Below are 24,041 nucleotides of genomic sequence, written 5' to 3' on the forward strand. Positions count from 1 at the left end.
GCTGTCAAATCGGCAGGCCGAGTTGCGGCTCAGCCTGCCCCTCACCGTGGAGCGAAGACAAGGAGACTCCAAGAAGGCGGACCGGCTTTGGAGCGGGCATCTCGTTTTGAAGCAAGACGATCGACAAGCGTTCGAGCTCGCTGCCGCTCGAAATCGCGACGGGTGTGGACCTGATCCGCGTGATGATCTTGAAATCGTTGAACTTGACCTTCAGCGTGACCGTCCGGCACCGCGAACCTTTCTCCTCGCAGTGCCTCCAGACCTTGTCGACGAGCGGCTGTGCCTTCCTGACAACGGGAGCGAACGCCGAGGTCTTCGCCATCCACCCGAGGCGATGCCGGTGATCTTGACGATGCCGGGCCGCGTGCAACAGTCCGCAACTGCCTGGAAAGCGGCACACCGCAAATTTCAGTCTCCTCACACTGTGGTCAGGCGCGAACGCGACGCAGACGTTAGCAGGCGGAATTTCTCCGTGGCCAGCCCGCCGCAACGAGGTGACGAATTCATTTGCATATCCGTCACGAGCCGGTACGCGGCCTCCATCAGCCGAGCGATTTGGTCGTAAGGTCGCCGTTGGAGCGGATGTTCGACTTCGGCATGAGAGGCCGCCATCATCATTCAACATTCCGCGTTGTCGTGTTCAGCCGTGTCCGGCTGAAGACGTTAATGTCCGGGACCAGACAGTGAGGCGGGAGTATTCCGTCGGTGGACGACAAGCATATAGTTTTGCCCTCTTCAAGCGAGGCTCGCAAATGGCTTTGGTGGCACGTGGATTGCTGGGACACCGTAAAGAATCCGCACCACCATGACAGCCTCGCAGTTGCCTGCCCAGGAGTTCAAATGAAACTTGCTCGATTGATCGAAATCAATGCCATGGACGCTGCGCTATTGCGTGCGGTCCGGCGCAAAGCTTTGCCGCGTGCCTCGCGGGTGCCGCTGTCTCGGAGGTGGAGCACCATTTTCTCGAGCATCATTCGCCCCCCTCGGCGCCTGAAGTCTTCCTCGGTGCCGTTTCGCAACGCCCGAAGGACATTCGCCTGAGCCACGGCATCTGTCTTCCTCGCCGAGCCATAATCATTCCGCGCGTGTAGCCGAGCGGATCTCCGAGGGATACCGTAACAGCCTCGGTCTTTGCATCTTTTTGGCGCTTGCCAAGCGCGAGGCCGGCAACGACCGTCCGCTGATTCTCGACGACGTGGTGGTCAGCCTCGACCGCAACCATCGCGGCATGATCGTCGATCTTCTCAAAGAACAATTTGCTGACCGCCAGGTGATCATCTTCACCCATGACCGCGATTGGTACGCCGAATTGCGACACGAACTCGATGGCTAACGATGGGGCTTTAAGGCTCTCCTGCCCTAGGAGACTCCGGAACTCGGAATTCGTTGGTCGCACAGAACGAACTCGTTTGACGAGGCGCGTGCGAATTTAAAGGACCGGCCAGATTCTGCCGGGAACGACGCGCGCAAGATCATGGACGTTGAACTCGCGCTGATTGCCGAGAGATTGCAGGTCCGATTGCCCTAGGCTCGCGCCCCTGTGTCTTTCTTAACGAAGAGCGGCGCCGCGTTGTCTAGCACTTCCTTCGGAAGCATCTTCAGCTGCTCTGGTTCGAACGGCAGGTGAGTGAGATAGTTCGCAACCAGAGCACCCACAGCTTCCGCCTGTGCTGCATCTCGTTGGCGCTTGAGCGGTTCTCTGTCCGCACGACGGGACAACCAAAGCTTATGGGCGCCCCAAACCCGAGGATCAGGCGCGACGATACGCACGGGTTCACCCTTTTCGTCGATCGCAATCGCCTCGAAAGCCGGAGAATTCTGCAGCCAATCGAGTCCTTCGATTTGAACGGCAGTCAGGTCTTCCGGGTCCGAGCCAATCTTGTCCGGAGCCTTCTTCCAAGGAGGACTCTGCATAGGCTTGATCAGATCGACGAGATAACCGTCTCGGTTTACAGCGCGGAAAGTCTGCTTGGCGCGTTCGAAGCTGGTGTCGACACGTTGGAGTATCTTGAGGAGCGAAGAGTCAGAGACGTCGTCGTCCGCCACGAACGTGAGCCCGCCGCGCGCGTCGAACAGAAGATCGATGTCCTCCGTCGTGGCGAGGCCCGGATCGATTCTGACGCCGGAAGAGGCTTCATAACCGTAGATCGCGTTCGTTCCGATAATCCGAATTCCTGAACCCAGCATCCCGAAACCATCGAGAGCGCGCATGATCCGGGCTCCGATAAGCGGTACACGACCCAAGCCGAGCACACGATTGACCGCAGCTTGCCGGTCCATCGTGTCGCGCAAGTTTTTCAATCGGTCCTCTGCCGCAGTACGCTTGGCCTCAAAGTCGGCCTTCATCTTTTCCGTTTCGGGAGAGCGCGCGCCGAGCGAGCTTTGCTTCCGGAGGCCCGCTTTGTCGTAGTAGCTCCGGACTAGGTATTCATGGCCCTTGGACTCAACCCAGGTCAGGGAACCGCGATGAGCGTCGCACGCCTCCTTTGCGTCGCGCAAGGCCTGAAAGCGCTGCTGGCTATTGACCACCTCGCGGCGCTGATCGTTGTTAAGCTCTTGAAAATCCATGGTTTCAACACTTCCGGTCAGTTTAAGGCCCATACTGTTGAAACCGTATTTATCATTGAAAATCAAAGGTTTCAACAGTTCCGTCGTGTATCAAGCCAAACTGTTGAAACAAGGAACTTGGTCTCCATCCGCGGGCCGCCATCGGCCTTCTGCTATCCGCCTCCATCGAACCACCGATCCCGCGCCCGGCTGTCGGTCTCCCTCTTCCGCGCACGCAACATCGCGATCCAATTGATAAATGAGATCTGTCGATCGTCCAGCGAAGGCACCAGTTCGACCGCTTCGTTTTCGATCACCCGCAGGGGGACGCCTTCTTCGTGATGCTTGAAAGCTTCTCTCAGATGCTTCGGCAGCCATCGTTCGTAGTTGGCAGGCTCGACCCGGAGAGCACTGTCGTACCGGCTCCTCCCCCAACAGCTTAGAGACCTCGGCTGATTTAGGGGCGTCAGAGGCCAGTCGCGGTCGCATTTAGCGGCATGAAACCCAAGGTTCCTTGACATGAAACGCGTCGTGTTTTATGATGGATCATGTTACACGATGTACCAGACATAGGCGCCACGCCTGATGGGGCCATAGAAATTGCGCCCCGGCCTCGCCCGTGGGGACAAGACCGGCGACTTGAATTCATCGAATTTCGTCTGTTGTGGGACGGCAAAATCAATCGCGGCGAGGTCGCGGCATATTTCAACATCTCGGTTCAGCAAGCATCGCTGGATTTCGCCAAGTACCTTGGTTTGGCCAAAGACAACATGGAGTACGACCGTCACGAAAAGGTCTATCGGGCGAGCGAGCATTTCAAGCCGCTGTTTCTCGCGCCCGATACCCAGACTTATTTGAACGAGATTCAGGGGCTCGCCACCGGTACGATTTCCCGATCGGTAAGTTTTGTGGGAGCCCGGCCGCCCTGTGATGTCGTGACGCTCCCGGTCCGCCGTGTGCGCATTGAGATGCTGTTGCCAATTCTCTGGGCAATCCGCGATGGCACGGAGATCGATGTCACGTATCAATCGATGCGCACTCCCGGTCCAACTCGTCAGTGGATTGCTCCTCATTCTCTGGCCTTTGACGGTTCTCGCTGGCACGCCCGCGCATGGTGTCATGGAACTTCTCGATTTCGAGATTTCGTCTTGACTAGATTCCAACAAATTCACGGGCGCCGTATTAGCAGCGTGAATCCTCATGACGATACGGATTGGCAAACCTTTGTCGTGATCGACATTGAGCCCAATCCGAATCTGACGCCCAGTCAGCGAGATTCAGTCATTGCCGACTTCGGCATGCAGGACGGACGGTTATCGAAGACGATCCGCCGCTCGCTTGTTTCATATTTCGTGCGCCACCTGCGGATTGAATCACCGCAGGAGTCTCAGCCAATCGTGTGGGCCAACCGCGCACAGTTTGAAGATTCAAAGGACGACCAATGACGCATCGCAAGCACAAATCCTAGAAGGAGCACAACATGTCTGAAGCAGAGAAATCCGAAAAAAAACTGCACGCATTTTATGTGGACGCAATTCGTCACGAAAGTGCCAAGACCGCCCTGACTGGCGCGGAGATAAAGGCGATTGCTAATGTCGCCCCCAATTATCAGCTCTTTCTCGAAGAAGAAGGTGACAAACCCGACAAGGGCCTAGGCGATGGAGAAGCTGTGGGAATCACTGAACGCGTGAAACACTTTTTCGCTGTCCCGCCAGCGACATTTGGGCTCTGATGATCGGCGAGCAATTCCAGCAACTGAAGGAATACCTTCGGGAATTCAGGCATCAAGATGCTGAAATTCAGCGCCGAGCCGATGCCTCGTACCTCATTACGGTTAAAGGGATCGATCTGCCTGACGGCTGGAGTTCTAAAAAGGCCGACATTCTCTTCATCGCACCTCCGGGGTATCCCGCCGCAAGACCCGACTGCTTCTGGGTTTCGCCGCCTGTACGCCTTCCCAATGGCGCAATTCCGCAGAATGCGAATGAAGGAACACCCTTGCCCTACGATACCAATCCGGGTCGTCCACTGACGTGGTTTTCCTGGCACCTGCAGACATGGGACCCCAATCGCGACCGGCTTGAACAGTTCTATCGGGTAATCCTTCAGCGACTGGACCCGCCCCGATGATGGAGCTCAGGTTTCAGGATGGAGACGCCAGCCGAATTATCGGTGAGCTTGTGGGCCGAGAGACGGAACGCTGCGCTGTCATGCTGGCATCCCGCGTTGCCCTGCCCGAGATGGACCGTCTTGTCGTATCCACCCTCGACTTTCCTGCCGATGAAAATTATTCGGATCGTTCGCTCATCAGTGCGCAGCTCAAACCGGACTATATTGCGCAGATCGGCAAAAGAGCCGCACGCCAAAATCTCTCGGCCATTTTTGTGCACTCGCATCCCGGGGCCGCTCCACCGGAATTCTCTAAGATAGACGATGATGGTGAGGCACATCTGGCCCGTTTCTTGTCCGTGCGCGCGCCCGATACGGTGCATGGCGCAGTGGTTGTCAGTGCTGGCGGCTGGTGTGCACGCCGCCTAGGCAAAACGGCTCCAATGCGCGTCGTGTCGGTCGGCCCCCAATTGCAAGTGCTGTTCGATGCCGGAGACGGGTCAGGTCCGCCTTCGCTACAATTCGACCGGCAGGTCAGGGCACTGGGCGCCACCGGCCAAAAATATCTTCAATCACTGACCGTCGCCATAGTGGGGCTGGGCGGCACCGGCTCCATTGCCGCAGAACAGTTGGCACATCTCGGCGTGCGCAAGTTCATCCTTATCGATCCCGATCGCATTGAAACAACCAATCTTAACCGCGTGGTTGGCGCTCATCTAAGCGATGTCAACCGTTTCAAGACGGAGGTGGCTGCTGAAATGGTTGCAGAAATCACGCCGGGTGCGGTGTGTAAGAGCATCGTGGGCGACGTGACCCGAACGGCGATTGCTCGTGAGTTGCGGGCTGCAGATTTTATCTTCTCGTGCACCGATTCCCATGGGAGCCGCGCGGTAATTCAACAGATCGCATATCAATACCTCATCCCCTGCGTTGATATGGGCTCGATTATTACTGCCAGAGCTGGTCAGATTGCAGGCATACATGGCCGAGTCCAAGCGCTCGCTCCGAGGCTGGCGTGCTTTACATGCTGCGGACTGCTAGATTCTGAAGAAGTCAGGCGAGACATGATGAACGCCGAGGAGCGAAGTCGGGACCAATATGTTCAGGGAGCACATGAGCCAGCGCCTGCGGTCATCTCGATCAACGGCACCGTGACCTCAATGGCGATGACGATGTTTTTGGCCATGATGGTCGGCGTTCCAAGCGCGGCCAGGCATCTTATTTACGACGCGCGCCCACCCTCGTTGCGAGCCGTTTCATTCACCAGCAATCCGAATTGCTATGTTTGCTCCTCGCGAGGTGTTCTAGCGCGCGGGGATTCGCAAGATTTGTTTACTCGGGACGACTGACATGGCGATACACGAATTTTCGCCGGAGGGCAGGCCGCGCGCGAAAATCGCTTTCGTCGGTGAGGTGCCATCCGCTGCAGATTTAGACAGATTCCGCGAACGTGGCTTCCAATGCGAGCCCTCGGCTCCCGACATGCTTGCCGATCCAGCGTATGCGGCTCAATTAGATGCTGTAATCTGGACCCAGGATGGCAACAAGCCTAACAGTTTGCCTCGACAGTTAGGTTCGGTTGTCCCTTGCCTGCTGGACTACGATGCGAGGGTCTACATTCGGCTCGCGACCGATAAGGCTCAAACCGATACCCCGCGTAAGCTCGTCGTGAACGCGCTGCTTCAAAACAAAATTCCAGTCGCCAATCTTCGCCCGGATGAGTGGCAGAGCATACCTCAGAATGATCGCGAGAGGGAACGAGGCTTTCTCCTTCCGTGCGTTTATCTTTTCGACACGGCATCATCTTGGATCGACATTGCGGCCTTAGTGTGTGATCGCCCGGCCAGTTCCTCACCCAAAACTAGTTTGATCCTTGACGAAAACGTTCTTCAAGACCGGTTTGGCCCTGATGGCCATGCTGAACGCGTCATCTTGCTCAAACGAGCGTTCTGGAATTGCTCGGAGCTTCGGCTGACATTGCTTGACGGTGGTATGTCGGGAGCTCCGGTCTTCAAGGCTTATGCATCAGCGGATGCCGGGTTAGTGCAACGCGGAGCGACCGGTGCATATCCCCATCTCTTCTTCGTGAAAATCGGCCCGCGCAAGAAGATCATTGACGAGTATGACAAATATTGCGGTCACATATTTGAATATGTGCCTTTCCACCTTGGACCCCGTTTACGGCGGGATCGCTGCAATCTCGGATCGACTTTAGGAATCCTAGTGGGCGATTTTGTCGAAGGCTCGGAGTCCCTGATCGCGTGCGCGCGCGGCGGCCGTTGTGGGCATGCCATTGCGAATCTGTTCGACAAGACTTTAGGAGGATGGCGGAAGCAAGACTATGTCGACGACAAACGGACCCTCAGCGGCTTTTTACAGGAGAAGTGGCAGGTTGAGGGGCAAAACCAACTAATAGAATTGCCTGCCCAGCGTATACCACTCGTTCAAAAACTCGGCGCGGATATCAGCATCGAGCCCTTGAAAAAGATTTTCGATGACCTTGGCAAGACCGCGCCCAAGGTTGCGCCGGCACATGGCGATATGCACGCCACCAACGTTCTCATCCGACACGGTGACGCGATCCTCATTGATTTCGAGAAGTTGGAACAGCACTACCCTCTGACGTATGACCCCGCCTCGCTGGAAGGAGGTCTTCTGGTCGAAGGATTCATCGAAGACCTGAAGAAAGGGAAGCTTGCGTTTACGGACCTTGTGCAGTTGATTCAGCCTCTCTACGAGGAACGCGCCCTGAAAAGTGGTCAGACGACTTTCTGTAGGCCCGGCGATCCCGCGGAGTGGTTTTATAATGCGGTGAATCAAATCCGGACCTTGAGCTGGTCGGCGGAAGAACAGCCCGGACAATACGCACTCACCCTCGCCCTATGCCTGATCCGTAAAGGCTGCAACCCGCACGTCGATCTCAATGCAAGCGAACCGAACATATCGCGAGCAATAGCATTTCTTTTTGGTCAAAAAATTCTGCGGGCGATGGCCAAGACTGCTGCGTCGCCAGCCGGCAAGCACAAGCATCAATCGGGGGATGCGGGACAGTGATCATGAATTTCAACATCAAAGTCAGAGTGCCTTCCCGCGCCGACGCTGGCACGCATCTCAAGCAACCGGGAGATGCTGTCATCGTGGATCGCAAAGGTCCACGTTGGCTGATCATGTTGTGCCCATGCGGATGCGGTTCTGAACTGCCGGTGAATCTCGATCGGCGCGCAGGTCCAGCTTGGCGTCTTTACGACTCTCCGAAGGGAGCAAGCGTTTATCCGTCCGTATGGCGCGATACCGACTGCAAGAGCCACTTCATAATATTGCGCAATAAAATCCTCTTGTTTGGACCGCGAGGAGACGACTGGTGGCTGGACGAGGAAGAAATCAGCGAGGCCGAACTGCTCGACCGGGTACTCGAAACGCTCTCCGCTCGTGAACAACCAATCGAAGAGATATCCGATCAAATCGCCGGCAGCGTGCCGTGGGATGTTTTGCGCTGTTGCCGAAAGCTTTGCCGAAAGGGCAAAGCCATCGAAGGATCGGGTCAGTCAAATGGCCGCTTTCGGCGACTTTAGACGACGAAAGAGCTTTTGAAACCATGCACCAACGCTACGACGATATTCTTTCACGCATCGCCGAACCGCCGCGCTGGTTCGACGAGTAGGGCGTGCCGCGCTACTGCGATTTCGCGTCACGCCGCATCGCGAACATTTACGCTCGCGAATGCGCGCTCCTCGCCATCGAGTGCCAGAATTGCGGGCATCCCTTCGTTGTCGCGCTCGATGATCGAGCAGCAAATCATAACGTCATCCGCAGGCCCCGGGCAGGAGCGGGAGTGGCGCACGATCGCCGATATCATCCGCAGGCACCAAATCGGATATAGGGACCCCTCCCAATGTCGAGTGCTGTCCTGTCCGAGCGACCATGACCAGCACAACACGTCGCGTGTCCAGCTGAGATCGAGATCGCGCTTGGCGGGCCCGTTCGTAGATTGCTCGCCTAGCTGCGCGAAGTGCATCCAACTCCGCCGCCGCTGTGTTGCTGGCGAACGCGAATTCTCCGTCTGAGGTTCGAGCCAGGAAACCCCGCTTCTCTGTCAGGCGCCCCTGGGTAACCTTCTCTGATCGTGCAAGCCTGCCAAACGTCGACTACGGTACGCGACGACAACCCGCGAAGAACCTGCGACGGTAAGGTGGCTCGCATATCCCCGACGTCCTTCGCCAGCCAGGAACTCGAAGAGATGGCTATCCTACTGGGGGCCCAATCAACATCGCATTAGCAAGCAAGATACGATCAGCTCTCCGGCACCACTCTTACTAACGTTGTCGTCAACAGCGTGTCCGGCCTCAGTGCTTCTTACATTCCAGATATTTCCTCAAAGTATTTGGAGCGAATTAAGCTTCGAGATGGATGGGCCCAACAATTGAATGCTCAGTTGAAGCCTCATCGAAAGAACAGGTCTGTTCCGGCAGGAAGAAAATGATTAAAACAACTCAATTGCGGCCAATCACGGCAGCTTGGTGACGGTCGAAGGTGTTTTCCGATTTACTAGAGAGCCCTCCCGCTTGAGCAGAACGTGTAGGCGTCGGTAGCCGTAGCGGCGGCGCTCCTGGGCGATTGCCCGCATGCGCTGGCGAAGACCGATACCGTCGGCCCGGGTCGTCCGGTATCTCATCGTCATGCGGCAACAGCCGATGGCTTTATCGACGGGAGCTTCCACGGGTCTTCGAACTTCGCGACTTGGTCCAGCATTCATCATCGCGAGACGCGTATTTCCAGAATTTTGAGAAATCGCTGTCGGAGATCCCTGAAAAACTGAAGCAGTTCCTGCGACATCGAGCGGGACTTCCGATGTCGACGAAGGCCTTGGCCATGCCGTGAAGGCCGAGCGCGTTGAGCTGATCAGCGGTCAAGCCGCCAATCGGGGCGATTGGCGATGGTGGGGGCATATGATCTGCACCCGCCGACGGTGACAACTGCTGACTCTAGTAGGTTTGTTGTTCCCACGCATGAGCTAATGACTAGGTCGTTTTGACAGACACGCCTCGCGCATCAACAGTGCAAGCCCTGCACAGGAGAACCTCTATGTCGTCGACCGCACTGTGCAGCACCTCTCTTGCGTTGATCCTTTTTGCCAGCGGGATCATGGGGAGCGCGCAGGCAGACAATCCGCCGCCGCGCGCCAATGCCACGACGCCGGCCGGCCAGAACGGCGGCCCCGGCGAACGCGCCGGCCAAGCGCCGAGTACGCCGTCGGCCGCCGAGCAGCATCGCCTGCCGCCGGACTCCAGCACCAGGCAAACGCTTGATCTCCCTGGGCGGACGCTCTCTTTCATCGCGACGGCCGGCTCCATCCGCCTGTTCGACGAGAAGGGCGAGCCGGAGGCCGACATCGTCTATACCTCCTATCAGCTTGACGGCACCGATCGCGGCACGCGCCCGGTAACGTTCTTCTTCAACGGAGGACCGGGCTCATCATCGGCCTGGCTGCAGCTCGGCAATGCCGGACCGTGGCGGCTGCCGATCAATGCAGACGAGGTCACGCCATCCACTTTTCCGGAGGTGAGGCCAAACGCGGAGACTTGGCTCGACTTCACCGATTTGGTGTTTATCGACCCCGTAGGCACAGGCTATAGCCGTTTCGTGGGAACCGGCGATGATGTGCGCAAGCGGCTCTTTTCAGTTGACGGCGACGTCAACGCGCTCGCGCTGGTGGTCCGTCGCTGGCTCGAAGAGCATGACCGGCTGTTGTCGCCGAAATACATCGTGGGTGAAAGCTATGGGGGCATTCGCGGGCCAAAGGTTGTGCACCAGTTGCAGATGCGGCAGGGCATAGGAGTCAAGGGTCTGATAATGGTCTCGCCACTCTTCGACTATGGCCAATTTGCCCGCACTGGCCTGCTGCAATACATCGCAACACTGCCGAGCTATGTCGCGACCCTGCGTGAAGCCGAGGGTCCGGTAAAGCGAGCCGATCTCGCCGACGTGGAAGCTTATGCACGCGGAGAGTTTCTGATCGACCTCATCAAAGGTCAGGCGGACAGGGAAGCGACCATGCGTCTGGCCGACAAGGTCGCGGCGCTGACCGGCATCGATCAGGCGGTGAGTCGCAGGCTCGCGGGCCGCTTCGACCTCGCCGCGTTTCGCCGTGAGTTCGATCGTAAGAACGGCATGTTAATCGGCAGATATGACGCCTCAGTGCGTGGCCTCGATCCGTTTCCGGACTCGGATTTCCATCTTTCCGGCGATCCGTCGAGCGACACGCTGCTCGCACCTTTGACCAGCGCCACTGTCGATCTCCTTACGCGCAAGCTAAACTGGCGTCCGGACGGCTCCTATGAGCTAGTCAACCGCGCGGTCGGGCAGGCTTGGGATTACGGCCGCGGCCTTCCGGAGTCGCTGTCGGAGCTGCGCCAGATTCTCGCAACCGACCCGAAGATGAAATTGCTGGTCGGGCACGGCCTGTTTGACCTCGCCACGCCTTATCTCGGATCACAGATCGTGCTCGACCAATTGCCGCCATTTGCATCAGCACCGCGCGTCAAACTCGTAGTCTTGCCAGGCGGCCACATGTTCTATTCACGAGATGGCTCGCGCCAGGCGTTTCGTGCGGAGGCCGAAGCGATTATGAAGTAACCCGCACCGCGAACTAGGTCACAAGCATGCTCGTGTTCGCACGAGCATGCTCATGGCGCCGGCTTCGAGGCAAACTCCCTGGATGGCCGTGAGATCGATCTCTTTGCCGACCAGCCAGCCATGGATATCGCTTGGCAGGGTTAAGCTGTTGCCTTCGGCAATGATCTTTCCCTTGCCGTTGACTACGCAGATGGCGGTTTTGCGCTGAGAAATATCAAGCCCGACGTGTAAGTTCCTGGTCCCCTGGTTTTGGTTGTGGATCAGGGGAGCCTACTCCTTGTCGTTGTGCCGCATCATTGTTGCCGACTCGGCTGAGGTTTGCTTTGCGGACTCTGCGGGCGCTTGAAAACGGCTTCTTGAGTGTTCCTATCTGCCCTTGCATTGCGTCAATCTCGCTGACGTACAACCACCATTTTCTACCGTCGTGGGAAATATCCTCAGAGAGCAGTTCTGCACAACTGGCATCTTAGGAGCGTCAACCCCTCGCTGACGCACCATTCGAGGAAAGTGTGGGTGTGCTTGCGCAGGTCCTTGGCCGCCCCACGCTTGCCGGTCTTGGCAATCTTGTCGACGGCCGCCATGATCTGTCGCCGCGTCAGGTCTCCGACGGCGCTCTCGGAGTGTTCCTTGAGCCCGCGCCGCAGCGCCGACATTGCTGGCTTCCAGTTGACGACTTGGCGTCCGGTCAAGGACGCCTGATAGGGACCATCTTCAACAATGAGTGTGGTTAGCGTGGTGCGCTGCTTCTCGGCTGCCCGTCGGCGAGACCGGGGGTAGCAAGTGCAAGGAGGCTCCGGACGCGGAGCGCCGAGGGTCCGCAAGAGGGCCCCGCCCTTGCGGGAAACGTGTGGAGGCGGCGCGGAGCGTTTGGATGCCTTGCGCGCGCGAGGGCTGGAGGCCCTTAGCAACTTCAAGATGAAAGCGAGCGGCGTGCCGCTCTCCGTCTATACTTGCGCGAAGGATTGAAGCCGGATGGCCGGGACGCCTTGCGGCGCGGTTCACGAAAGCCTGCTCCGCGATAGCGGACGCGCGCGCAATCGCGCAGCCTTCGATTGCGTCAAATCGATGCCGTCAACTGGCTTACGGCAATTTAATCTGGGCTGCCAAGTTGTCGCACCGGTGCTTCGTTCATCTCCCGTTTAGGTTGGAAGGACGAGGTTCTCGCCGTTTCGACAACCAGAGGACGGACGTTCCGAAAATCCATGAGCACCAAACGCAGTCTGACTGCTGGCGTGTTTATCTTGAGTTCTTCTCTCCTGTTTTCTCAGAGTCCTGCCGACGCCGGCGGATGGGGCCACGGCCCGAATTTGGGCGGCTACCACCCGTTCTATCGCCCTGTTCCCGACAAGCCCCTCGATGGCCTGAAGCAGGGCGTCAACGATACCGGCAAGGCCATCGAGAAGGCCGGGCCTATGATTGCCCGTCCGTTCGAGCAGACCGCGCAGTCCATCAAGGATCCGTGGGGCTGGCAGAAACGCACGGAGCGTTGGAAGAATGAAGGCTTGGCGGCAGCCGAGAAAGCGAAGAACGACGCACTCGATTTTGCCAGCCGCGCCCTGGACGCGACGACCAAGGAGGTGCGCCTGGCGATCGGCTCGTTCACGCTGGTTTCCGTGCTGGCGATTGCGGCGTCCTTCTTCCGCCGCCGCAAGGCGACGCGAGCAACCAAGCGCGTGCCTCTCGTCCATCCGCTTCACGCGTAAGAAGCGCGCCTACCCATTGGCGCGTTGAGCGATAACAGCCACCTGTTTGTCCAACGCGCATTCAACCCAATTTTTCGAGATCCATCATGGTCAAGTTCTTTGAGCAGTTTGGCGCGGTCGCAGGTCTTGCGGGTTTGTGTGTCGCCGTTGTCCTCGCCCTGAACACGAAACTGGTCCGGCGGAGCTTAATGAAGAAGCTCAATGCCACGCAAGCGTACAAGGTCATCCGCCTTGCTGCGATCGCGACCGCTGCGATCGCAGCGGTCGGGATCGGGAGCTGGACGGTCACCTCGTCCATGAGCAGCAGCGGCGGCAAGGGCGGCAACATCGTCATTCAGACTGACGAGACAACCGGCCCTCCTTCAAGATCGGCAGCGATGGCGGAAACGGCGCGCATGCCGGCGCGGCAGGCGACATCAGCATGAAGCTCGGAAAGACGGCGAATACCTTCGTCGAGACCTCTGCCCGTGGTGGTTCAACAACCGGTCCGGCTGCGCATTAGCGGAAGGGATCACCCCCATGACCAAGCCCATTTCAATGCGTCACCTGGTTTGCGCCAGCTCCTGCTGGGTTCGGTCTTCGCGAGCGCCGCGCTTGCCAGCGTGCTGCCACCGAGCGCGGTGCGCGCGCGAGACTTTCCCGAACGATTCAGCATCAATTCGCTCGAGCAGTTCACCAAAGCCGGTGACACCTGGGCCATGTTCAATCTTGCGATGAAGTATACCTTCGGCGACGGCGCGGAACGGGACGTGCAAAAGGCGCGTGAATGGATGGAACGCGCCGCCGACGGCGGATACCAGCCCGCGATGGTAGAACTGGGTGTGGGCTACCTTATCGAGGGCACTGGCAAGGACGATCGGGAGACGGGCATTGCGTGGCTTAAGAAGGCGGCCGATCTGCATTTTGGTCCAGCCATGTTCAACCTCGGGATCGTCGCCATCCATGAGAAGGATTTTGACGGGGCCAAGTCGTGGTTTGAGAAGGGGAAAGACGAGGGGCATCTGGGAAGCCTGCGGATGCTCGCCTATCTCTATGGACGGGGCGAAGGCGGGAAGAAGGACTGCGCGGAGGCCGCACGCTTGCTGAAGACCGCCGCCAACGCGGGCGATAGCCTCGCGCCGGACATGTTTCACTTTCTTTTCCGGAATGGACGCGGCGGCGGCGGCATCACGTTCCAATCTCGCGCCATAGTCGGCGCTGCAAAGGAAGGCCGAGGCTCGGTGTTCAACCTCGCCGGAGAATCGTCGTTCTGCGGGACGCCCGGCAAGGGCGCCGATGTCGTCGTCGACACCAAATCCATTTCGAATTGGAACGTGGAGATCCACACTCCTCGACGGCATCGATATCGATGCGATGGTCCGCCATCCGTTGCGGCAATATCAGCTTGCCGGCTGAGCTCTCGAGCTGAGCGGTTGACGCGTCGGTACGGTTCAGATTCAAGAATCTGATGAATCGAACCGGCGATCCGAGTGTTGAAGTGCTGTTGGCGCGCATTGCTGCGCTGCAGGCGGAGAACCATCAACTCGCCGACCGCGTCGTCAAACTCGAGGAAGAACTGGCGCTGGCACGCCTGCATCGTTTTGCGCCACGCAGCGAAAAGCACGTCGATCGTCTCATCAATGAAGCTGAGAAGGTCGCGGACGAAGATGACACCGGCAGTGATACGGACAATATCGCCGAACTTCCGGACACGGGCTTGCCACCCGTCGAAAACACAACAGGAAAGAAGCGCGGCCGCAGGCCGCTGCCAGCGCGAACCTGCCGCGTGAGCGCGTCGAGTATGACCTGCCCGACGATCAGAAGGCGTGTCCGTGTTGCCGTGGCCAGATGCATCGCATGGGCGAGGCTGTCACCGAGCAACTTCATATCGAGGTGAAGGCGAAGGTTTTACAGAACGTACGCTTCAAATATGGGTGCCGCCATTGCGATCGCACCGGGATCAACGCACCTGTCGTGACGGCGCCGATGCCGACGCAGCCCTTGCCGGGCAGCGTTGCCACGGCCTGAACGCTGGCGTTCGCGCTGGTTCATAAATATGTCGATGGCACGCCGCTCTACCGCCTGGCGCAGGCATTCGAACGCGCCGGTGTTGCTGTCAGCCGCGGCGCTCTGGGCCACTGGGTGATCGGCTCAAGCGAGAAGCATCTCTCCCGCATCTATGACGCCCTGAAGCTGCGGCTCAGATCGCAGCCCCTCATCCATGGCGACGAGACGACGGTTCAGGTCCTCAAGGAAAAGGACAGAGAGGCCACCAGTACATCGTATATGTGGGCCTATCGCAGCGGCGAGGACAGCGACCACCCCATCGTGCTTCTCGATTATCAGCCAGGCCGTGGCCAAATCCACCCGCAGGCCTTTCTCGGCGATTACCGTGGCATCGTGATGAGTGACGGCTATACCGCCTGGCGCACGCTGGAAGGGGCAACCCACATTGGATGCATGGCCCACTCCAGGCGACGCTTTGTCGATGCCCTCAAGGCGAGGAAGAAAGGCGGCGGTCCGCCCGAGCAGGCGCTGCGGTTCTTCGAACAGCTTTACCGGGTTGAAAGGCAGGCGCGGGACGAAAAACCAGACAGAGGCGAAACGCCAGATCAATGCATTCGCCGCTTCCGCCAGCAACACAGCATTCCCGTCCTGAACGCCCTCAAGGAATGGCTCGATCAAATCGCCCCGAAGGTCTTGCCGGACAGCAAGCTTGGCGACGCCATATCCTACACCCGAAACCAATGGGAATATCTGACGCGCTACGCCGAGGACGGCAGGATGCCGATCGACAACAATCTCCTGGAGCGCGGAGATTCGACAGCACGGCCATATTTCTAGCCGTCGCAATAGGTTCGCCACCGAGGATGGATGCCACCGCCCGCCCCGTGGCGTGATCATCTCGCGTTCGTTCAACTCGTTAGCAATCGCTAAGAGCGTCTTTGCACCACCATCCTGAATAGCCTTGAGCACCATCGCAAGGTCCGACGCACGCTGATTTGCTCCGGCCCTCACCCTCGCCACTGCTGCACTGTTGCCCTTCCCCGCGCGAAGCACGCATTAATGCGCTGCTGGCAGCGGGTATGACCACAGGTGCTGCCAAATTCATCCACGACGAGCGCGGCATCCAGACGTTTGGAAAGCCCCGGGCCGGGCGCTGGCGCGCCTTCACGCCCACCTTCGTCTTTTCTTTGCACACGGGGCCAAGTGAGCCCGACTTGCCAACAGCGCATCTGGTCTGTCCGATTTGCACGCTACAGCGCACAGGAGTTATGCGCCTCCGATCCGCGGCGCGACGCACCTCTTCGTTTGTCGCCGGACGGCCAAGGCTTGAATGGGGAGCAGATTCATTTATGCCCTTCCATAGCAAGCCGCAGCGCTTTCGGAATACGCTGCGCTTTTCCGCCTGAGATAAACGCCACACGTACACGCGCCGTGACCAAGAGATCCTCTGCGCGCCTGCATTCCTGCAGTAAGGTAATTGACGCGCCTCTCACCTCTTGCGGTAGAGTAACGACGTCCAGCACGTCGTCCAAGACCGCCGGCCTTAGAAAATCGATTGTCATCGACCGGACGACAAAGGTAAAGCCGGGCGCATCGTTCTGCGCCTCTTGGAGCAGCGCGTGCTGACTCGTTCCGAGCAGGCGCAAGTAATTCGTCCTGCCGCGTTCCATGAAGCGCAAAAAATTCGCGTGATACACAATTTGGCCGGAATCCGTATCTTCGAAATAGACGCGGACCTGCATCTGATGGCATCCATCGCGAATTTCGCCGTCAAGAGAGGCTGTCACAGTGCGATTCCCCTTGTTGGGTTTTCGAGAACTCGTTCTCTTGCACGGACACGCTTTTCCAAGCAATCGTCAAAATCTTGGGCATTGCAGCGCCCTCTCGTTCGCGCTGTGCGCATCGGGCGGGCAAGCACCGAAGGGGTTCTCGCCCGCAGTGCTGGTACGTTGTTCGATATGATATCTGGAAGGTAGGGCAAGTCCAATAACCAGTCAGCTGCTTTGGCGTCGTCTCCCGCAGGGCGGCAGATGGCGGCTCCGATGGTTGCCAGGAGTTGGCAGAGGATTCGCGTCGCAGGTGCGCGCAAGCAGTTAGATCCATCCGGTCGCGGAGTCGCACGCCAGTGGGTCGGTGCGACTCCGACGTGTCTTTCTTCCGGTTCAATGACGTTCGTCGTGTGATGACGCGAAAACCGCGTTGTCAAGCTATGAACGGGATCAATCGGATGTCTCGCACCCTCGGACACAAGTGTTTCTACTCCGCTTTGCTTAGCAAATTCCCTCGGGCCTACGATTATCTTCGCAGCGACACGCTCGCGCCCGACATTCGAAGAATCTCATTTTCATTCACGACCGCAACAGCCAACATGAATAGACTCGCCATTGCCGATTGAGACTTCCATGAGCGCTGCAGGAGCAAAAGTCATCTGTCGCCCTGTCGTGACTCTTGTCAGGTCATGGTGCTTGCCGACTGAGGCTGCTGCTAGATGGCGATCCGCATCGGGCGAAAGCCTAATGCAGGGGCTTCGATCGAGCCTACGAACGGAGCATGCGAACGCCGCACGTGATCCCTGTCGCCTATTCATAGCGCGCGCTGGAAATTTACGGTAGCTTGTGAAGGCTTTGCTGTAATGCGTACCCGAATCCGATCGCCTCGGGGCCAAAAGGCGATCATCCGACCGCTTGATCCTTCTCACCTGCAAAGTTGGGACAATCCCAACAATGAGGAAATTTGGCTTGAGCTGGCGCGTGCCATTGGACGGCAGCTTGCGCGGGATGAACAAGGCGTTTCGGGGCAGTCGATAGGGGAACGGGATGGCGACACCATCACAAAAAAAGAGGGCCGCGATATACGCCCGCTACTCGAGCGACATGCAAAAAGTGACCTCGATTGATGGTCAGCTATTACTCTGCCGGAAGGTCGCCGCACGCAATAGCCTTGACGTCGTTAGTGAATTTGTCGACGCTGCAAAGTCTGGCCTTACCGAAGACAAGCGCGATGGCTATCAGCGTTTGCTCGAAGGTGTGCGTAAGCAAGACTTCGACGTGATCATCGTCGAGCATTTCGACCGCTTGTCGCGCGACCCCGCCACAATCCAGCGGCTCAAGCAGGTGTTTGAGTTCAACCGCGTTGAGCTGATGGATCAGAAAGGCGTTTATGCGACGGCGACTGACATCAGCATCGCAAGTCTCTACAATACGATCTACAAGCCACAGCTCGCCGACAAGGTTCGGCGCGGGCACGATAACGCTGTCAGCAACGGAAGAATTCCCGGCTCATACGCCTATGGTTATCGGCCGAGGCCGGGCGCGCCTGGCGAGCGGATGATCGATGAGAGCGAAGCGAAGATCGTGCGCCGCATCTTCATCGAGTATACGTCGGGCCGTTCAACGCGAGATATCGCCGCCGATCTCACCCGCGAAGGCGTGCCCTCGCCTGGGGCCACTCGTCATAAGAACAAGGCTGGTCGTACCACCTGGAATCATCAGTGCATCACTGGCGGCCGCCATGGTCGCGGCATTATCGGCAACGAACTGTATATCGGCGAAATACATTGGAATGTTCGCTCAACAATTCTCAATCCGGAAACGCAGCAGAAGCAGAAGCGCCGCAATCCGGAAGAACGCCACATCATCGTCAAAAACGCCGAGCTGCGGATCGTTCCCCAAGCGCTCTGGGATAGAGCGCAGAAGGTTCGCAGTGAGCGCGCTATCCACATGTTCGGACCGACCGGCAAGCCGCGGCGCCGACCCGTAGTCCCGCGCAACAACGAGCATCCGCTTGCAGGAGTCCTTCGGTGCGGCGTTTGCAATGGCCATATGCGAATCGCTCAATCCTCCCGGAATGGCGGACCACGCGCCGCATGCGCTAACGCGCATCAGCGAAGCACCTGCGAGCATACCCGCAGCTTTGATATGGACGTTCTACTGAAGGATGTTGCGGAGAAAATGGAAGTAAGATTGCTTTCTCCGAAAGCCATTGAAGAGGCGATGCGTGCCTGGAAGGAGGAGCGGAAGCGCGATCAGCAAAAGAACAGCGAACGCTCTAACCTAGAGCGTCGGCGCCATGTGCTGAACACTGAGATCGAGCGCTTGTCATATGCGATCGCAAACAGCCGTCGCAAGCCGGATGAGTTGGTCAAGCGGATAGATGAATGTGACGCGGAGCGGGAAACTGTCGAGGAGCGCCTGCGGTTGCTCGGCAACGGTGGCGAAAACGTGTTCCCGTTCGATCATCCGGGGTTTGGTGACCGATATTGTTCGGAGGCAAAGAGACTGGTCACTGCGCTCAAGACAAATCCGAAGGCGATCGAGACTCGTGTCGCTTTCCGTAACTTGGTCGACTGCATTATAGTGCATCCGGTGCGCAAGCGGATGCCCTACGAATACACCCCGTACTTGAACGCCGCAGCCCTTTTCAGCACGCAGCTTTTCCCAGAAAACTATCCCAAAGCAGGGAACATCAGCACGTTTATCTATTACGACAACGTCCAGTCAGAGAAATCCGTATCTTCGTAATAGACGCGGACCTGCATGTGGTGGCGGCCGTTGCGGATCTCGCCGTCGAGATGAGACATCAAGCTACAACTCGCTGAATATCAGGGACGGCGCCGTGGCGAAGCATGGGCATCAGACTGGGTCCCCCCGGCGCGCGCAAGACGACAACGGCAGATGTCTCTGCAACGCCGACAAACTGTCGTGCCTGTGCGAAAAGCTCATCGTCAATTGAAATCGTGGCTATCATGAGCGCTCCTCTACATCAGATGTAGCATTATCTGATGTAGGTTTCACGCCCCGTCGTCACGCCACCACCGGCGCCCGCCCCAGCGTCACCTCGACGATCTCCGGCGGCACGCCGACGCGGACCGGCATGATGCTGCAACCGAGGCCGCCGGAGATGATGACGTCGCACTTCAGCCGCAGATGGCCGTAGGCGAGCGGAATGCCGTGTTGCGGCGGAAGCGCAGGCGACCAGCCGAACAGGCGGACCTGACCGCCATGGGTGTGGCCGGAAAGCTGGAGCGCGACACGCGCGGGCACGCGCGTCGCGATATACGGCTCATGCGCGAGCAGGACGATTGGAGCGTCGTCCGTAACCTTTGCGAGCGTCGCGGTCAGATCGTCGACACCGAAGCGCTGAGCGCGGCCGTAGCGCTGCGACGGCGCATAGGCGAGCTGATCGCCGAGGCCGGCGAGCCAGAACGGGCGACCATCCTTGGTGAGACGCACGACGTCGTTCTCGTAGACGGGAATGCCAGCCGCCTCCAGCGCACGATGGGCGACCGTCGGCCCGCGCCCGGCCCGCTGCACGACCTTGTCGTCCCAATAGTCGTGGTTGCCCATGACGGCATGAACGCCGAGTGGCGCCTTGAGGCCAGTCAGCACCCCCGCCCATTCATCGGCCGGGATGATGCGCGTGACATGGTGATGACCGGCGACATAATCCCCGAGCAGCACGATGAGATCGGGACTGAGAGCGTTGGTGCGATCGACGATGGCCTCGATCCGATCCAGCGACATCCAGGGATCGCAGGCATGGATGTCGGCGACGACGGCGATCTTCAGCGGAAAATCCGCTGGCCATTGCCGCGGCATTGGATGATAGCGAGTAACGCGCAGCCGCAACACCGGCTCGACACCAACGCCGTAAGCCGCGGTCGAGACGCCGAGGGCGGAGAGACCGCCGATGGAACGGATGAGATGACGCCGATTGATCATGGAAGTCCGATAGTGATGCGGCCTCTTGATGCGATCCGATTGGAGCGGAATTGGGGTGCGTTCGTGCAGAGTGTCTGCACAGAGATTACCGGAAGTTCATGACACCAGGGCAATGCGCGCCGGCGCAAATCAGTCGTCGCTCTCGTCCGTACCGAACAGGCCGAACTGGGCCGCCGCATCGCGCGAAGGCTCTGCGATGCCGAGATGGCGGAAGGCGTGCGAGGTGAGCAGGCGGCCGCGCGGGGTGCGCTGGAGATAGCCGCACTGAATGAGATACGGCTCGATGATGTCCTCGATCGCATCGCGCGGCTCCGACAGCGCGGCGGCCATCGTCTCGACGCCGACCGGGCCACCACCATAGTTCGTCGCGATGGTCGTGAGGTAGCGGCGGTCCATGGCGTCAAGGCCGGCGGCATCGACCTCGAGCGCGCTCAGCGCGTGATCGGCGATCTTGCGGTCGATCCGGTCGGCATCGGCGGCCGAGGCGAAATCACGCACGCGACGCAACAGGCGGCCGGCGATGCGCGGCGTGCCGCGGGCGCGCCGCGCGATCTCGTTGGCGCCATCCGCGCTCATGCCGACATTGAGCACGCGCGCACCGCGAGTGACGATGCTCTCCAGCTCCTCGATCGTATAGAAATTGAGCCGGATCGGAATGCCGAAGCGATCGCGCAGGGGATTGGTGAGCAGGCCGGCGCGCGTGGTGGCGCCGACGAGAGTGAATTTCGACAGCTCGATCTTGACCGAACGCGCTGCCGGGCCTTCGCCGATGATGAGGTCTAGCTGAAAATCCTCCATCGCGGGATAGAGCACCTCTTCCACCGCCGGGCTGAGGCGATGGATTTCATCAATGAAGAGCACGTCCCGCTCTTCGAGATTGGTGAGGAGTGCCGCGAGATCGCCGGCCTTGGCGATCACCGGGCCTGACGTGGCGCGAAAACCGACGCCGAGCTCCTTGGCGACGATCTGCGCCAGCGTGGTCTTGCCGAGCCCCGGAGGACCTACGAACAGCACGTGATCCAGCGCCTCGCCGCGCTTGCGTGCCGCCTCGATGAAGATCGAGAGATTCTTGCGCGCCTGCTGCTGGCCGACGAAGTCGGACAGCGACTGCGGACGCAGCGCGGTGTCGCCGACATCGTCGCTGCGGCGCTCGGGCGTGACCATGCGGTTGGCCTTGGGATCGCTCACTTCGCGAGCTCCTTCAACCCAAGCCGGATGAGCTGCGCCGTTTCGGCGTTCTCACCCGCGCTGCGCGAGGCCGAGGCGATGGCCGCGGCGGCCTGCGGCTGGCCGTAGCCGAGATTGACCAGCGCGGAGATCGCGTCCGCCACAGGTCGCGGCGCGCGCTGCTCGTCGACGGCACCGGCGAGATGCACGACGGCGGGGTCGACATTGGCGAAGGCCGGCGCCTTGTCCTTCAACTCGGTGACGATGCGCTCGGCCACCTTGGGCCCGACGCCGGGGGTGCGCGCCACGGCAGCCTTGTCGCGCAGAGCAATCGCATTGGCGAGATCGGCCGGCGCGAGCGTGCCGAGCACGGCGAGCGCGACCTTGGCACCGACACCCTGTACGGTCTGGAGCAGGCGAAACCATTCGCGCTCCTGGTCGGTGCGGAAGCCGAACAGTTTTATTTGATCCTCACGGACATAGGTTTCGATCGAGAGCACCGCTGCGTCGCCGGGCGAGGGAAGATGCTGCAGCGTCCGCGCCGAGCAATGCACCTGATAGCCGACGCCGCCGACGTCGAGGAGCACATAATCCTCGCCGTAGGAATCGATCAGGCCCTTGAGCTTGCCGATCATAGTCCCACCACCTTCAGCCTGAGCGCCGTGGTCTGGCGGTGATGGGCGTGGGTGATGGCGATGGCGAGCGCGTCGGCGGCGTCGGCCGACGGCGGCTCGGCCTTGGGCAGCAATATCTTCAGCATCATCGCGATCTGCTGCTTGTCGGCGTGACCGGCGCCGACCACCGTCTTCTTCACCTGGTTCGGCGCGTATTCGGCGACAGGGATGCCGAACATTGCGGGCGCCAGCATGGCGACGCCGCGGGCCTGGCCGAGCTTCAGCGTCGCGACCCCGTCCTTGTTCACGAAGGTCTGCTCGACCGCCGCTTCCATCGGATTGTGATTGGAGAGAACCGCCGTGAGCCCCTCATGGATCGCGAGCAGCCGGCTCGACAGCGGCAAATCGTCCGGCGGTTCCACCGAACCGCAGGCGAGATAGATCAGGCGATTGCCGTCGGCCTCAATCACGCCCCAGCCTGTGCGGCGCAGGCCGGGGTCGATGCCGATGATGCGGACGGGTTGGCGAATCGGGAGCGCGGTCATGGGCCAGTGATAGCGGTTGGCCCATGATAGCGAAACAGAAACAGAACAGAAGTCCCCGGAGAAAGGCGGTCTCGTGAGGTGAGCGCCGCTCTGAGGCCTCAGCCGCCCATCTTCGCGACCAGCGCGTCCGAAATCTCGAAATTGGCGTAGACGTGCTGGACGTCGTCGTGCTCGTTGAGCAGGTCCATCAGCTTCAACAGCTTCTCGCCGGTCTCGTCGTCGACCGCGACCGTATTCTGCGGCTTCCAGATCAGCGCGGCCTTGCGCGGCTCGCCGAACTTGGCCTCCAGCGCCTTTGCGACGTCGCGATAGCTTTCGGTCGAGGCATAGATTTCGTGGCCGCCCTCGCCCGAGACCACGTCGTCGGCGCCGGCCTCGATCGCGGCATCGAGCACCGCGTCGTCATCGGCGACGCCGCGGTCGTATTCGATGATGCCGGTGCGGTCGAACATGAAGGACACCGAGCCGGTTTCGCCGAGATTGCCGCCGGATTTGGTGAAGAAGGAGCGGATGTCGGAGGCGGCGCGGTTGCGGTTGTCGGTCAGCGCCTCGACGATGACGGCGACGCCGCCGGGGCCATAGCCCTCGTAGCGAATCTCGTCATAGTTCTCGCCATCGCTGCCGAGCGCCTTCTTGATGGCACGCTCAATATTGTCCTTCGGCATGTTCTCCTGGCGCGCCGCGATGATGGCCGCGCGCAGGCGCGGGTTCATGTTGGGATCGGGCGTCCCCAGCTTGGCGGCAACGGTGATTTCCCGCGCCAGCTTGCCGAACAGCTTCGACTTCTGGGCATCCTGCCGCCCCTTGCGGTGCATGATGTTCTTGAATTGGGAATGTCCGGCCATGCGTGATCTTCTCTAGAGAATCGTGCGCCAAAGGTGAGCGTGGGGAAGCGCGGCCTTATAGGCCGCCAACCCACCGGAATGAAAGAGCCTCTCATACTTTAAGGTAATAGCGTAGGGACCCGTGCCCAGAAGTCAGGCACCGTTAACCCTGATTTCATTCCGGCCTGAGAAA

General features: G+C 59.4%; 19 protein-coding genes and 5 pseudogenes. 13 read left to right on the top strand and 11 right to left on the bottom strand.

Annotation, left to right across the window (positions count from 1 at the left end):
- Positions 1 to 4: 4 nt before the first annotated feature.
- Positions 5 to 304: pseudogene (locus ABID59_RS22330) on the bottom strand (DinB/UmuC family translesion DNA polymerase); the annotation flags it as partial.
- Positions 305 to 1,051: 747 nt separating this feature from the next.
- Between ABID59_RS22330 and ABID59_RS22335 the strand changes: the two are divergent.
- Positions 1,052 to 1,333, top strand: a complete 282-nt coding sequence (locus ABID59_RS22335) for an AAA family ATPase (RefSeq protein ID WP_502916821.1) — start codon at positions 1,052 to 1,054, stop codon at positions 1,331 to 1,333.
- A gap of 191 nt (positions 1,334 to 1,524) precedes the next feature.
- On the opposite strand, the gene ABID59_RS22340 is transcribed toward ABID59_RS22335, so the two are convergent.
- The gene (locus ABID59_RS22340; RefSeq protein WP_354084767.1) at positions 1,525 to 2,643 is read right to left on the bottom strand and encodes a GSU2403 family nucleotidyltransferase fold protein; all 1,119 of its coding nucleotides are present in this window, start codon (positions 2,641 to 2,643) and stop codon (positions 1,525 to 1,527) included.
- A 452-nt stretch (positions 2,644 to 3,095) separates the two neighbouring features.
- On the opposite strand from ABID59_RS22340, the gene ABID59_RS22345 reads away from it, so the two are divergent.
- The 6 genes from ABID59_RS22345 to ABID59_RS22370 are packed head-to-tail and all read left to right on the top strand — an operon-like array spanning position 3,096 to position 8,228.
- Positions 3,096 to 3,992 carry a BrxR family helix-turn-helix transcriptional regulator gene (locus ABID59_RS22345; RefSeq protein WP_354084768.1) on the top strand — a complete coding sequence of 299 codons (897 nt, stop codon included), beginning with the start codon at positions 3,096 to 3,098 and terminating at the stop codon, positions 3,990 to 3,992.
- 35 nt (positions 3,993 to 4,027) lie between these two features.
- Entirely contained in the window at positions 4,028 to 4,279 is a 252-nt protein-coding gene (locus tag ABID59_RS22350) for a multiubiquitin domain-containing protein (protein ID WP_354084769.1), read from the top strand.
- The gene (locus ABID59_RS22355; RefSeq protein WP_354084770.1) at positions 4,279 to 4,677 is read left to right on the top strand and encodes an E2/UBC family protein; all 399 of its coding nucleotides are present in this window, start codon (positions 4,279 to 4,281) and stop codon (positions 4,675 to 4,677) included. The genes ABID59_RS22350 and ABID59_RS22355 overlap by 1 nt, the downstream gene beginning before the upstream one ends.
- Positions 4,674 to 6,005 (top strand): HesA/MoeB/ThiF family protein, encoded by a 1,332-nt coding sequence (locus ABID59_RS22360; protein WP_354084771.1) that lies wholly within the window; start codon positions 4,674 to 4,676, stop codon positions 6,003 to 6,005. The genes ABID59_RS22355 and ABID59_RS22360 overlap by 4 nt, the downstream gene beginning before the upstream one ends.
- 1 nt (position 6,006) lies before the next feature.
- Positions 6,007 to 7,710: a hypothetical protein gene (locus tag ABID59_RS22365; RefSeq protein WP_354084772.1), complete on the top strand. Its 1,704-nt coding sequence runs from the start codon at positions 6,007 to 6,009 to the stop codon at positions 7,708 to 7,710.
- A gap of 2 nt (positions 7,711 to 7,712) precedes the next feature.
- Entirely contained in the window at positions 7,713 to 8,228 is a 516-nt protein-coding gene (locus ABID59_RS22370) for a ubiquitination-like system serine protease family protein (RefSeq protein WP_354084773.1), read from the top strand.
- Positions 8,229 to 9,190: 962 nt separating this feature from the next.
- On the opposite strand, the pseudogene ABID59_RS22375 reads toward ABID59_RS22370, so the two are convergent.
- Positions 9,191 to 9,355 (bottom strand): annotated as a pseudogene (locus ABID59_RS22375) (IS3 family transposase); the annotation flags it as partial.
- A 443-nt stretch (positions 9,356 to 9,798) separates the two neighbouring features.
- Here ABID59_RS22375 and ABID59_RS22380 point away from each other — a divergent pair.
- Positions 9,799 to 11,289 (top strand): S10 family peptidase, encoded by a 1,491-nt coding sequence (locus ABID59_RS22380; RefSeq protein ID WP_502916822.1) that lies wholly within the window; start codon positions 9,799 to 9,801, stop codon positions 11,287 to 11,289.
- A gap of 479 nt (positions 11,290 to 11,768) precedes the next feature.
- Here ABID59_RS22380 and ABID59_RS22385 read toward each other — a convergent pair.
- Positions 11,769 to 12,053 (bottom strand): annotated as a pseudogene (locus ABID59_RS22385) (tyrosine-type recombinase/integrase); the annotation flags it as partial.
- A gap of 438 nt (positions 12,054 to 12,491) precedes the next feature.
- Here ABID59_RS22385 and ABID59_RS22390 point away from each other — a divergent pair.
- From ABID59_RS22390 to tnpC, 4 genes and pseudogenes are all read left to right on the top strand, one after another.
- The gene (locus ABID59_RS22390; protein WP_354084775.1) at positions 12,492 to 12,992 is read left to right on the top strand and encodes a hypothetical protein; all 501 of its coding nucleotides are present in this window, start codon (positions 12,492 to 12,494) and stop codon (positions 12,990 to 12,992) included.
- A gap of 188 nt (positions 12,993 to 13,180) precedes the next feature.
- Entirely contained in the window at positions 13,181 to 13,417 is a 237-nt protein-coding gene (locus ABID59_RS22395) for a hypothetical protein (RefSeq protein ID WP_354084776.1), read from the top strand.
- Between the two features lie 42 nt (positions 13,418 to 13,459).
- Positions 13,460 to 14,440 (top strand): tetratricopeptide repeat protein, encoded by a 981-nt coding sequence (locus ABID59_RS22400; RefSeq protein WP_354084777.1) that lies wholly within the window; start codon positions 13,460 to 13,462, stop codon positions 14,438 to 14,440.
- Positions 14,440 to 15,785: pseudogene (gene tnpC, locus ABID59_RS22405) on the top strand (IS66 family transposase); the annotation flags it as partial. The gene ABID59_RS22400 and the pseudogene tnpC, both read left to right, overlap by 1 nt.
- Positions 15,786 to 16,321: 536 nt before the next feature.
- Here the strand turns inward: tnpC and ybgC are convergent.
- Positions 16,322 to 16,765 carry a tol-pal system-associated acyl-CoA thioesterase gene (ybgC, locus tag ABID59_RS22410; RefSeq protein ID WP_354084778.1) on the bottom strand — a complete coding sequence of 148 codons (444 nt, stop codon included), beginning with the start codon at positions 16,763 to 16,765 and terminating at the stop codon, positions 16,322 to 16,324.
- A gap of 1,029 nt (positions 16,766 to 17,794) precedes the next feature.
- Here ybgC and ABID59_RS22415 point away from each other — a divergent pair.
- A complete protein-coding gene (locus ABID59_RS22415; protein WP_354084779.1) occupies positions 17,795 to 19,498 on the top strand; it encodes a recombinase family protein in 1,704 nt (567 codons plus the stop codon).
- Here the strand turns inward: ABID59_RS22415 and ABID59_RS22420 are convergent.
- The 6 genes and pseudogenes from ABID59_RS22420 to ABID59_RS22450 form a co-directional block, all read right to left on the bottom strand.
- Positions 19,477 to 19,557, bottom strand: a pseudogene (locus ABID59_RS22420) (acyl-CoA thioester hydrolase); the annotation flags it as partial. The gene ABID59_RS22415 and the pseudogene ABID59_RS22420 sit on opposite strands and share 22 nt — an antisense overlap.
- Positions 19,558 to 19,780: 223 nt before the next feature.
- Complete coding sequence (locus ABID59_RS22430; protein WP_354032351.1) at positions 19,781 to 20,698, bottom strand: metallophosphoesterase; 918 nt, start codon at positions 20,696 to 20,698, stop codon at positions 19,781 to 19,783.
- A gap of 129 nt (positions 20,699 to 20,827) precedes the next feature.
- Positions 20,828 to 21,862, bottom strand: a complete 1,035-nt coding sequence (ruvB, locus tag ABID59_RS22435; RefSeq protein ID WP_354084819.1) for a Holliday junction branch migration DNA helicase RuvB — start codon at positions 21,860 to 21,862, stop codon at positions 20,828 to 20,830.
- Positions 21,863 to 21,882: 20 nt separating this feature from the next.
- Complete coding sequence (ruvA, locus tag ABID59_RS22440) at positions 21,883 to 22,500, bottom strand: Holliday junction branch migration protein RuvA (RefSeq protein WP_148756432.1); 618 nt, start codon at positions 22,498 to 22,500, stop codon at positions 21,883 to 21,885.
- Positions 22,497 to 23,024, bottom strand: a complete 528-nt coding sequence (ruvC, locus tag ABID59_RS22445) for a crossover junction endodeoxyribonuclease RuvC (RefSeq protein ID WP_354084781.1) — start codon at positions 23,022 to 23,024, stop codon at positions 22,497 to 22,499. The genes ruvA and ruvC overlap by 4 nt, the downstream gene beginning before the upstream one ends.
- A gap of 98 nt (positions 23,025 to 23,122) precedes the next feature.
- Positions 23,123 to 23,869, bottom strand: a complete 747-nt coding sequence (locus ABID59_RS22450; RefSeq protein WP_354032354.1) for a YebC/PmpR family DNA-binding transcriptional regulator — start codon at positions 23,867 to 23,869, stop codon at positions 23,123 to 23,125.
- Between the last annotated feature and the right edge of the window lie 172 nt (positions 23,870 to 24,041).

This window comes from Bradyrhizobium sp. S3.3.6, from assembly GCF_040546905.1.
Lineage (GTDB): Bacteria > Pseudomonadota > Alphaproteobacteria > Rhizobiales > Xanthobacteraceae > Bradyrhizobium > Bradyrhizobium cytisi.